We start from the raw sequence: 11,528 nt of genomic DNA on the forward strand, positions 1-11,528 counted from the left end.
TATGCTGTCAATTCAATAAAAAGTGATAAATCTACTTATTTGCCTTACTTTATGCCTTTGGCTTTAAACCAGCTGTAAATTACACAATAACTATTCATCACACTTCTTTTTTTACCGATATAAAAATTAGATATACTACAATCCCAAATAACTGTTATGGAGAATTTTCATGAAAAAATCTTTACTTCTGGTTCTTATATTTACAATATTATTACCGCTGGCTCCCAGGAGCTTCAGTAAGGAAACAGTATGGCAGCAGAATACAAATATTGTCTTCTCAGGAGGAAAGCGTACCGTTAATGCAATATATATAAATATGAACGACAAAACTCTCAGGATGGAATCAGTAATCGCCAAAAACCAGGTTGGACAGGTTGATGATCTTAAGAATATAGCCGGACAGGCAAAGTCAGCAAACCGGCAAGTCATAGGCGCAATAAACGGCACCTTTTTTAATGCTTATTCCGACTTCCAGCCTGAAGGTACGATACAGACAAAAGGCCAGGTTGCGCACATAGGACAAACTGGTTCTGTTATAGCTTTTTCTGCAGATAACTCGGTAATAGTAGAAAATCTCTATACATACATCAGCGGTTCCATTAACGGAAGTTATGAATATCCCAACAACTGGTATGCATGGGGGTTTAACCACAAATATGACTCTAAAGATTCTACAATCGTATTTACACCTGCTTTTGGTAAAAGTACAGGAACACACAACAAAACCTCTATTACAGTAAGCCGCGGAACTGTTACCAAAATCTCTTCAGCCGAAGCTTCCATACCAGCTGACGGCTTTACCATTGTAACAGGTGATTCATCACTCACAAAAAGATTTGCAGTAGGAGATAAAGTAAACTACAAGCTGGAATATTTCAAATCCGTTAACGGGAAAAAAGGAACAGCTTTAAACTGGGATAACATCCGTACAACTGTTGGCGCCGGCCCTACCCTTGTTAAGAATGGAATTATCCTGGCAGATGGAAAAGCAGAGGGCTTTTCTGAAAATAAAATCAATAAGAATAGAGCTCAAAGAAGCTTTGCAGGAATAACCAAGAATAATATTTTAGTTTTAGGAACTGTCTCAAGTGTAACAGTAAAAGAACTTGCTGAAATTGTAAGAAAATTAGGTATTGTAAATGCTATAAACCTTGATGGGGGTGCTTCCTCTGGTCTGTTCTTCAAGGACAGGTATGTCACCACACCCGGCAGAAAACTCAGTAATGCTCTTGTCATTACCAAACTTAAGGAAATGCCAGTGAGAGTCAAGCTAAACAACAAGGATATATTTTACAGCCATGATCCATACCTTACAGGCTCCAACACGGTCATGGTTCCTTTAGTACAAGCTTTTAAAGACTTTGATTCATTTCCGGCATCAGATAGTTCAAAAAATAATATAATTTTTAGGAGATATGGAAAGATATACGAGTTTAAACCTGGAAGCACTCTTGTAAAAATAGATGGTATTCCGCAACAATTGACAAATTCCATAGAAACCCATGACGGACAAAACTTCATCCCTCTCCAGTTTATAGCTGATTTTCTCGGTGGCAAATTAACATGGGATAACTCGGGAAGAACTGCTGATATAAGTGCTGACATGGTAAAAACAGATGATATTTATATTAAAGCTAATAAGGCAATGGATAATAAAGATTTCTCTACTTCTAAAGAGCTGTACTTGAAGATACTGAAGCTCGAACCAAGACATGCAGGGGCCCTTTTGAAGCTCGCAGCCCTTAGTACGGCAGAAAAGGAATATGAACTTGCTATAGAGTGCTACACAGCTTACCTGGCAATCAGGCCTAACGACCTTGATATCCTTAATAAACTCGGATGGGCATATTATAACAATGGGAATCTTGCAAGTTCCATAGATACCTTTAAAAAGCTTATAGGAAAGAAACCTGACTCTGCTGCATACTGGATGTCTTTGGGAAGTATATATACACATTATTCGCTTAAGCAGTATGAAGAAGCGAAACAATGTTATGAAAAAGCACTAACTTTAAGTCCGACAAAGGAGCAGAAACAACTTATTGACAAGCAGCTGGACTTTATAAATGAAAAACTAAATCAGTAATAACATAGGCTGCAGTGTACACTTTTCTGCTATATCACTTTTACTAAACCCTCTTGCCTTCTCCTTTTGCGACATGTTTATCTCTCCTGACCATCTCATAACAGCCCATTATAAGCAGAAATACACCAAATAACTTTTTGAGAGTCACTCCGGGAAGTGCCAAAGCCATACGGGATCCCATATATGATCCGATTAACCCGAAAACAGCAATAGGCAGCATTAGCCTAAAGTCAATTCTTTTGTTTCTGATATGAACAATCAGTGCGACAACAGCTGTCGGTATAAAAAACAGAAGGTTGACACTCTGGGCAATATGCTGTTCAGGTCTGACAAATATTACAAGCGCAGGAATCAAAATAGCTCCTCCACCTATTCCCATCCCGCTTATTATTCCTGCCATTAATCCAATAAAAAAAAGAATCATCTTTACACCGTTTTCTACTGTTTTTTTAAATAGAGTTTGCGGCACTATTATTAGAATATTTTTCAGAAAAACATCCTGATAGCCGCTAATATCATAAATACTGCAAAAATTTTCCTCAGGGTACCGGAGGGACAAATATGAAGCAGTTTTGCTCCCACATAGCCCCCTGCTACCCCCCCCAGCACTACATTCAATGTCAACCCCCAATTAACATAATTATGAGAAATGTAAAAATACGAACTGATTAACGTCAAGGGGAAAATTATTGAAATAGCGGTCGCATGCGCTCTATGCTCCTCCACTCCCAGCAGTAAAACCATGGCAGGAACTACAATAGTTCCGCCGCCTGAACCGAACAACCCGTTTGCAGTGCCTGTTGCGATCCCAATAAGAATGTACTTAAAGTATTTTTTATAACTGAATTTCTCTATTTTCAAATTTACTCTCCTGCTTGAATTTTAGTACGTATCACACTTATCTTGTTAAAATCATATGCTTAATATTCAAGTTCCTGTAAAAAAACTATTGCAAATATTTCTAATGATAGTATAATAAAAGTGAGTACTCACTCATTTTTATTATTGTTACATTACATAATGATTGATGTAAATAAATATATCTCTTTATTTTCAAACTTTGATTTTGAGATATTAGCAATATCAATCCATACAAGAGTGAATCGCTCTTCTATAATATTTTAGATCGTTTACTGGTACAATTAAGCTAGCCTAATGCAGCCTGACAAGGAGGAAAATAAATGGAGATTCCCGGTTTATCGGAATTGGGGCTTCCCGAAAAGGAAAAAAAGATACTCGAGTCTGCAATAAAAGTTTTTTCAGAAAAAGGTTTCAGTGCAGCGACAACAAGTGAGATAGCAAAAAATGCAGGAATAGCAGAAGGGACTATCTTCAGGTATTTTAAAACAAAAAAGGATATTCTGCGAGGGATACTAATTCAGACTATAAACCTGCTCAGTGCCAAGGTAATCATGCAGCCAGTGGAAAAAATCCTGAATTCAGATGAAAACAAGGATTTAAGGGTGATAATTAAGAAATTGCTGTATGACAGAATGAAGCTTGTAGAATCAATTTTCCCTATGGCAAGAATAATACTTACTGAAGCCCTTCTCCATGAAGACGTACGTGAAGCAATATATCAGAATATCATTTCCAAAGCATACGCACTCTTTTTGGAGTATTACAAAAGTATGGTTTCACGAGGTGTAATACGTAGTAATATTAAGCCTGAAGTATTATTCAGATGTGTGCTTGGAAATATTGCATTATTTATTGCACAAAGAAAACTATTCGGTAATAAATTTGAATTTGAAGACCTTGAAAAAGAGTTCGATCAGATAATTGATGTTATTCTGTATGGTATATCAGCAGAAACTGGAGAAAAACACACTTAACTGGAAATACCCGATTATTGATTAAGTGCATAAATACAGAGTATTAACTCTGTAGTAATTATTTAGACTATTCTTAATTTGGAGGGGATATTATGTCTACTTTTAACGGTACAAAAATTCTAAAGAATTTTTCATTGTTATTACAAACAAGTATAATTATTATTTTTTTGCTAACCGGCTGTGGAAAGTCAGAGCTGCTGGTATTAAGCGGAACAGTTGAGTCGACACAAATAGAGGTTAATTCAGAAGCATCCGGGAAAATTATATGTATAGAAAAAAAAGAAAGTACGCTGATAAATAAAAATGATGAAATTGCAGTAATAGATGCTTCTGTTCAAGAATTGGTTGTAAAGCAGCAGGAATCTATAGTTAAGCTGAAGGAGGCACGCCTTGACGAACTTAAGTCCGGCTCAAGAGCAGAGCAGCTACAGCAGGCCGAGGCGGCAGTTAAGTCAGCCAAAGCAAAATTGGACGAACTCAAAGCAGGATCAAGACCCGAGCAGATCAGGCAAGCTGAAGCGTCTGTCAACACAGCAAAGGCTTCTGTAGAAACAGCTCAAATAAGTTATGACTATTGGCTTGATAAATACAAAAAAATCAAAGAGCTTTACAATTCTGATAAAGTTTCTGAAAGTGAGTTATCAGATGCAAAATATAAACTGGATACTGCCGGCCAACAACTGAAAACTTCAAATGAGCAGCTGAATTCTGCACAATCACAGCTGGATCTTCTTAAAAACGGTGCTTCAGAGCAAGCAATCCAGGCAGCGCAGGCAAACTACGAACAGACAGTGGCTCAACTGGATCTTTTAAAAAACGGCTCCACCAGTCAGGCCATAAAAGCTGCTGAAGCAGACCTGGAGCAATCCAAAGCCTCTCTTGAACAAGCAAAGCTCCTTCTTTCCAAATATCATGTAAAATCTCCTGTCGACGGTACCCTCATACTAAATAATGTCAATATCGGCGATATGGTAAATGTAGGAACCAGTGTGGGTACAGTATCTGATCTGAATGATTTATGGGTGAAGGTTTATATACCGCAAAAAAATCTGAACGCTGTAAAACTGGGACAGGAACTGGAACTAAAATCTCCGCTAGTAGAAGGAAATATTATAAAAGGTAAAGTAATATATATTGCAAGCGAATCAGAATTTACACCAAAGAACACAGAAACAAAAGATGCAAAAGAAAATACCGTATTTAAAGTTAAAGTAAAAATAATGGATAACGTGGATAAGTTAAGGCCTGGAAGCACTATTGATGCTTATATACCTCTCTCTTAGCTAATATCTTGTGCTAGTTTAGCAAATTTATAGATAGGACTTATACAAGATAATATAGTTTTATGAACAGACTCGACTGGCACAGCCGGCTAAGTTTGGCCTAAAACGCATTTCAATGGAATGGAGGTAATTTATGAGTTACGCTATAGAAGTCGAAAATCTGACAAAAAAATTTGGCAGCTTCACAGCCGTAGATAATATAAGCTTTAAAATACCAAAAGGTTGCATATTCGGTTTTTTAGGTCCCAACGGATCGGGTAAATCTACAACTATACGAATGCTCTGCGGTGTTCTGAGTCCCTCCTCGGGTAAAGCATTCGTATTGGGAAAAGATGTGGTAAAAGATACGGAAGCTGTTAGACAAAACCTCGGGTATATGTCACAGAAATTCAGCCTTTATGAAGACCTTACAGTAGAAGAAAACCTTGATTTTTATGCAGGAATATATGGGCTTGATAATAGTGTAAGGGACTCAAGAAAAGAGGAACTTATATTGATGGCAAACCTCAAAGGAAAAGAAAAAGCTTTGGCTGGAACTCTCTCCGGCGGCTGGAAACAAAGACTGGCCCTGGGTTGTGCATTGATTCACAAACCCAAATTGCTTGTCCTTGATGAACCTACTGCAGGAGTTGATCCAGTTTCAAGAAGGGTTTTCTGGGAAATAATCCACGAACTTTCACGTCAGGGTATTTCCATACTGGTAACGACACATTATATGGACGAAGCCGAAAGCTGTGATATAACAGGATTCATATTCAACGGAAAAATAATAAATATAGCACCTCCACAGGAGCTCTTAAAGCAGGAAAACGCAAAAAACCTTGAGGACATATTCATTACTTATGTTGAAAGAATTACAAACAGAAAGGTCAGTTCTACCTTTAAAGAGATGAAATTCCTGCATGGGGGGGAGTAATATGAGGAGGAAATTATTCAGCTATAAAAGGTTTTTATCTATAGTAAAAAAAGAATTCATCCAGGTAAAAAGAGACCCTATAAGTTTAAGGCTTCCTGTTGTAATGCCGGTTGTCATGATGCTGCTGTTTGGTTATGCAGTAAATACTGAGGTTGATAAGATTCAGACAGTAGTTTTTGATCAGAGTAAAACACAGGAAAGCCGTGAGTATATAGAAAAATTCACGGCATCTGACTACTTTTTGGTGAAATACAATGTTACGAGTGAAAAGGAAATGTCAGAGTTGATTGATGGAGGCAATGTGAAGGCTGGACTTATCATCCCTTCCGACTATGCAAATGATATAAAAAGAAACAGGATGGCAAAAACCCAGTTAATCATTGACGGAACAGATCCTACAACAGCGAGGACAGCACTAAACAGTGGCCTGCTTATTTCTGAGGTTTATTCAAGAAGTTTTAAGGAAAAAGCTATGAAAAAAATCGGAGCTTCAGCTGCTCAAACATCTGGTGTGTCTGTCAATACTAAGGTTTGGTACAATCCAAATCTGGAAAGCACCAGATTCACTATCCCGGGGTTAGTTGGTATTATACTTCAGAATATAACTTTAATGCTTACAGCTTTTGCATTAGTCCGCGAGAAAGAACGGAGCACCATAGAGCAGCTTATAGTCACTCCTATAAGGCCATTGGAACTTATTCTAGGAAAATTGGTTCCTTATGTCATAATCGGGTATGCAGGCTTTCTTTTCGCCCTTTCACTTTGTGTTTTCTGGTTTGGGGTTTACCCTGCAGGCAGCCTTGTATTGTTACTTATTCTAGGCTTTCTTTTTGTATACTGTTCACTTGCCATGGGCATGCTCATATCTACATTTGCAAAAAACCAGATGCAGGCAATGATGGTGATGGTATTGATTTTACTGCCAAGTATCCTACTTTCTGGGTTTATTTTTCCAAGAGAGTCCATGCCTGCGGTAATTAGTTGGATCGGCTATGCAATACCCATCACCTACTTCCTTGACATTGTAAGGGGCATAATGCTTAAGGGTGTAGGTATAGATTTCCTTTGGAATGATGTAATAGCACTTTTCATTTTCACGGTTACAATTCTTGCACTTGCAACGCTAAGATTCAGAAAAAGCCTGGATTAAGTTAATTAGGGCAAGCTATTATGGTAAGATCAAGTGATGCATGGGACCCGAAAATTTCGGGTCTTTTTTTATGGATTTGTATACAAGAAAAATCCGGCCTTTTAAGTAGTTTTTCTTCATCTTGTGTAGTTAATTGTATTATTATGATAAGGGAAAAACAAAATTGTATTGAAATCTGTGAAGAAAGAATATATAATAATATTACATCGTATGAACATATAATCATATATTTGTACAAAGGAGATATTATATGAACACTAAAAAACACGATTTTGCTAGCTGTGAATGCACAATAATTCACGAGAGTACAATAAAAAAGGCGAAAGAAAACATGTACAATGAAAATACTTACTATGATCTTGCAGAGTTTTTTAAAGTATATGGAGATATAACAAGGCTAAAAATACTAAATGCCCTTTTTACATCAGAAATGTGTGTTTGTGATATATCTGCTCTGCTTGGTATGAACCAATCAGCAATTTCTCACCAGCTTAGGGTTCTTAAGCAGGCAAGGCTTGTCAAGTATCGTAAGGAAGGAAAGGTAGTATACTATTCTTTAGATGACAGTCATATAAAAAAGATATTTGATCAGGCATTGGAACATATTGAGGAGAATTAAGTTATTATGCTTTTGTTCGGATTAATAGGTTAAATTTAAGCGTTAAGTTGAAGCATAAATGTTCACATCTGAAGATAAAAAATAATGTTTTTAATTTCGGTAATTATACTATTAAGTGAGGTTGCAAATATGAGTGTTAAAAGTTATAGATTAAAGGGTCTTGATTGCGCTAACTGCGCTATAAAGATTCAGGAAAAAATAAATGAACTGGATGATGTGGAATCAGCAGAATTGGCTTTTACTACCCAAAAACTAAGAATTAAAACTAAGGTTGATTATAATGATGAAAAAATCTCAGAAAAAATAAAAAAAATCATCTCCGGTATAGAATCCCATGTAGAAGTTGTTGAAATTGATTCTCAGCATAAAACCCATAATGACCATGACGAAAAAAGCAGTGCAACAATTGAGATTTTAAGGCTGGTAATAAGTGCTTTACTATTCACAGCTGGAATTATTTTTAAATTACCGTTTTGGGGTGAATTGACCCTATTTGTCTCAAGTTATCTGACAGCAGGTATTGGTGTACTTTCCAATGCTTTTAAAAATATAATACGGGGTCAGGTATTCGATGAAAACTTCCTTATGAGTATATCCACACTTGGAGCCTTTGCAATTAATGAATTCCCTGAAGCTTCCGCCGTTATGCTATTTTTTAAAACAGGAGAGCTGCTTGAAAATCTTGCTGTTAACAGATCCAGAAAATCAATAAAATCTCTTATGGATATCAGACCGGATTATGCTGTCATAAAAACTGGCAGCGAACTGGTAAAAGTCAATCCTGAGGAAGTTCATGTGGGTGATACTATAGTAGTAAGACCAGGGGAAAGAATCCCTTTGGATGGAATAGTCTCTGAAGGCAGTTTCTACGCCGATACTTCCGCATTAACCGGAGAATCATTACCACGTTTAGTGGAAAAAGGTGATACTGTTCTAAGTGGATTTATTAACAAGGACAGCCTTGTTTCTATCGAAGTAACAAAGACTTTTGAACAATCCACAATATCCAAAATACTGGATCTGGTGGAAAACGCCTCTTCCAAAAAAGCCCGGACTGAAAATTTTATTACCAAATTTGCAAAATACTACACCCCTGCCGTAGTTGCTGCAGCGCTGCTGGTGGCTGTCCTCCCTCCTATTCTTACAGGCAGTATGGATTTTAAACTATGGATAAACAGGGCTCTGATATTTTTGGTAGTATCTTGTCCATGTGCGCTGGTAATTTCCATTCCTTTAAGCTTTTTTGGAGGAATAGGAGGAGCTTCTGGGCGTGGTATACTAATAAAAGGCAGTAATTACCTGGAGGCATTGAATAGTATAAATACCGTTGTATTCGATAAAACCGGAACACTGACAAAAGGGTATTTTAAGGTTACCGAAATAACTGCTGAAAACGGCTTCCATAAAGATATGGTTCTGGAATTTGCTGCCTTGGCTGAAATGTACTCAAGCCACCCTATAGCAAAATCAATTGTAGAAGCATACGGCAAAAAATTAGACAGTTCACGTATCATTACTTATAAAGAAATACCCGGATTAGGGATAGAGGCTGTAATAGATAACACCACAGTATTGGCTGGAAATCTTAAACTTGTCGGCGAGTGTACGGAAAAATCCATATCGGAACCAGATGGCACCTCAGTTTACATCTCAATAAATGGAAAGTATGCGGGTTGTATTCAGATTAATGATCAAATAAAGGAAGACTCTTATGAAACAATTTCCAAGCTTAAAGGGCCAGGGAATATGAGGATAGCTATGCTGACAGGTGATAATAAAAGCTCAGCAAGTAAAGTAGCAAAAGCACTTGGAATAGACGAATTTTACTATAGCCTGCTTCCCCATCAAAAAGTGGAAGCACTCCAGAAAATCAAGAATTCATCAGGAAATTCAAGACTAATGTTTGTAGGCGACGGTATTAATGATGCACCTGTTCTTGCGATGTCTGATATAGGAGTTGCAATGGGTGGACTTGGGTCTGATGCAGCAATAGAAGCTGCCGATATTGTTTTGATGACAGATGAACCCTCGAAAATAATTGAGGCAATGCAAGTTGCTAAAAAAACAAAAAAAATTGTGTGGCAGAATATTGGTTTCGCATTTGGTATTAAAATCATCGTTATGATTCTGGGTGCAGGCGGAATTGCTACTATGTGGGAAGCTGTCTTTGCAGATGTCGGTGTTACACTTATAGCAGTCTTCAATTCAATTAGAGTAATGAAAAACAAAACAGTGGCAGTCTAGTACTACCACTGTTTATCTATACTCAATTCCACTCTAAGGACATAAAAGCAACTAATTTACCGGATATATACGCAACTAGGTTTATTACATGTAGAAATATAAATGTTAGAAAAAACCCGACAACCATATATATTAGGGATTTTTCAAAGGAAGAGAAGTAATCCGGTGCCAAATAGTAAAAGATATCATACTGAAAAATATCTATATTAATGCTTTGGATTATTGCACTGTATGTGATAGGTGCTGAAATAAGGGCAAGACTTATTGAGAGCAAAGTTACCACCACTACAAAAGAAAAAATACCGGCTGGAAATTTGATAATAAGAAAAATAAGACTTTTCCATGCTTTCAGGTCAAACACCTGAGCTTTAAATCTTTTCCAAAACCCGTTTGCAGGTGCCTCTGTCATATCTGACGGAGGAATTTCAGTTCCTAAGAATTGTCTCGCAAGTGTTCTTTCAAATGCCATAAAATATTTAGAAATATAAAACATAAACATTATCAGTGGCAAACCAATAAAAATGGGAACAAGACCAACCCCCAGTGAAAAACCGGTTACAAAAAATATGAAATAAAATATCCCTAGCGGAAATGCAAGAAGGAGGTAAAAAATATTTGCATAAGTTCTGGATTGTGCAGCTACCTTAAAAAAGTTATTAAAGAAATTTTGAAGAGGTTTTTTTGATTCTTCCATGTATCTATCTCCTTTTATTATCATTTAGCTCTAAATATTTATACGGGAGATCATAAAAAAAGTCTTATAAGCCAGTGAAATATTTTTTTGATGTAGTAATAGTGCTCAATCAACAGGTAGATCTTAAAAAATAAAAAACATAGACATTATTCTATATATTCTATTAATATATTACAAAACCAAGAAAATTATGGTATAATAATGAAATGAAACTATTAATTTAGGGAGATGATACTTTGAAAAACTTTAGAGTAAAATTATTAGCTGCGATTATTTCTTTATTATTCAGTCTGGTATCTTTGAATATATCTGCATTTGCTGAAGAAACCACTATTCCAGAAGATAATTCAACTACAAAAACTGAATCAACAGACAAGCCTTCCGAACAAACCAAATCAGATAAACAATCCAAGGATAAGCAACCTAAGGATAAGCAGCCTACTGACAAACAGCCCAAGGATAAGCAGCCTACTGATAAACAGCCCAAGGATAAGCAGCCTACTGATAAACAGCCCAAGGATAAGCAGCCTAAGGACAAGCAGCCTGCTGACAAACAGCCCAAGGATAAGCAGCCTAAGGATAAGCAGCCTACTGATAAACAGCCCAAGGATAAGCAACCTAAGGACAAGCAGCCTGCTGACAAACAGCCCAAGGATAAGCAGCCTACTGATAAACAGCCCAAGGATAAGCAACCTAAGGAC

Annotated in this window: 11 protein-coding genes; 8 read left to right on the forward strand and 3 right to left on the reverse strand. The window is 36.8% G+C overall.

From position 1 onward, the window contains the following. Positions 1-169 precede the first annotated feature (169 nt). Entirely contained in the window at positions 170-2,086 is a 1,917-nt protein-coding gene (locus N3I35_03530) for a phosphodiester glycosidase family protein (protein ID MCX8129156.1), read from the forward strand. A 43-nt stretch (positions 2,087-2,129) separates the two neighbouring features. Here N3I35_03530 and N3I35_03535 read toward each other — a convergent pair whose 3' ends face one another. Then, positions 2,130-2,510, reverse strand: a complete 381-nt coding sequence (locus N3I35_03535) for a sulfite exporter TauE/SafE family protein (GenBank protein MCX8129157.1) — start codon at positions 2,508-2,510, stop codon at positions 2,130-2,132. Positions 2,511-2,572: 62 nt separating this feature from the next. Beyond that, complete coding sequence (locus tag N3I35_03540; protein ID MCX8129158.1) at positions 2,573-2,941, reverse strand: sulfite exporter TauE/SafE family protein; 369 nt, start codon at positions 2,939-2,941, stop codon at positions 2,573-2,575. A 326-nt stretch (positions 2,942-3,267) separates the two neighbouring features. Here N3I35_03540 and N3I35_03545 point away from each other — a divergent pair, with 326 nt between their 5' ends. The 6 genes from N3I35_03545 (at position 3,268) to N3I35_03570 (ending at position 10,133) form a co-directional block, all read left to right on the forward strand. Continuing rightward, positions 3,268-3,921, forward strand: a complete 654-nt coding sequence (locus N3I35_03545; protein MCX8129159.1) for a TetR/AcrR family transcriptional regulator — start codon at positions 3,268-3,270, stop codon at positions 3,919-3,921. A 92-nt stretch (positions 3,922-4,013) separates the two neighbouring features. After that, on the forward strand, positions 4,014-5,204 hold the full coding sequence (locus N3I35_03550) for an efflux RND transporter periplasmic adaptor subunit (protein MCX8129160.1): 1,191 nt from the start codon (positions 4,014-4,016) through the stop codon (positions 5,202-5,204). Positions 5,205-5,337: 133 nt separating this feature from the next. Next, complete coding sequence (locus tag N3I35_03555) at positions 5,338-6,120, forward strand: ABC transporter ATP-binding protein (protein ID MCX8129161.1); 783 nt, start codon at positions 5,338-5,340, stop codon at positions 6,118-6,120. Between the two features lies 1 nt (position 6,121). After that, complete coding sequence (locus N3I35_03560; protein MCX8129162.1) at positions 6,122-7,270, forward strand: ABC transporter permease; 1,149 nt, start codon at positions 6,122-6,124, stop codon at positions 7,268-7,270. A gap of 250 nt (positions 7,271-7,520) precedes the next feature. Next, positions 7,521-7,889: a metalloregulator ArsR/SmtB family transcription factor gene (locus N3I35_03565; protein ID MCX8129163.1), complete on the forward strand. Its 369-nt coding sequence runs from the start codon at positions 7,521-7,523 to the stop codon at positions 7,887-7,889. A 129-nt stretch (positions 7,890-8,018) separates the two neighbouring features. Beyond that, complete coding sequence (locus N3I35_03570) at positions 8,019-10,133, forward strand: heavy metal translocating P-type ATPase (GenBank protein MCX8129164.1); 2,115 nt, start codon at positions 8,019-8,021, stop codon at positions 10,131-10,133. 22 nt (positions 10,134-10,155) lie between these two features. Here the strand turns inward: N3I35_03570 and N3I35_03575 are convergent, their stop codons facing one another. After that, a complete protein-coding gene (locus tag N3I35_03575; GenBank protein MCX8129165.1) occupies positions 10,156-10,827 on the reverse strand; it encodes a sensor domain-containing protein in 672 nt (223 codons plus the stop codon). A gap of 236 nt (positions 10,828-11,063) precedes the next feature. On the opposite strand from N3I35_03575, the gene N3I35_03580 reads away from it, so the two are divergent. After that, on the forward strand, positions 11,064-11,528 hold a 465-nt coding region (locus N3I35_03580), incomplete at its 3' end, for a hypothetical protein (protein MCX8129166.1).

This window comes from Clostridia bacterium (genome assembly GCA_026414765.1).
Taxonomy (GTDB): domain Bacteria; phylum Bacillota; class Clostridia; order Acetivibrionales; family DSM-27016; genus SKW86.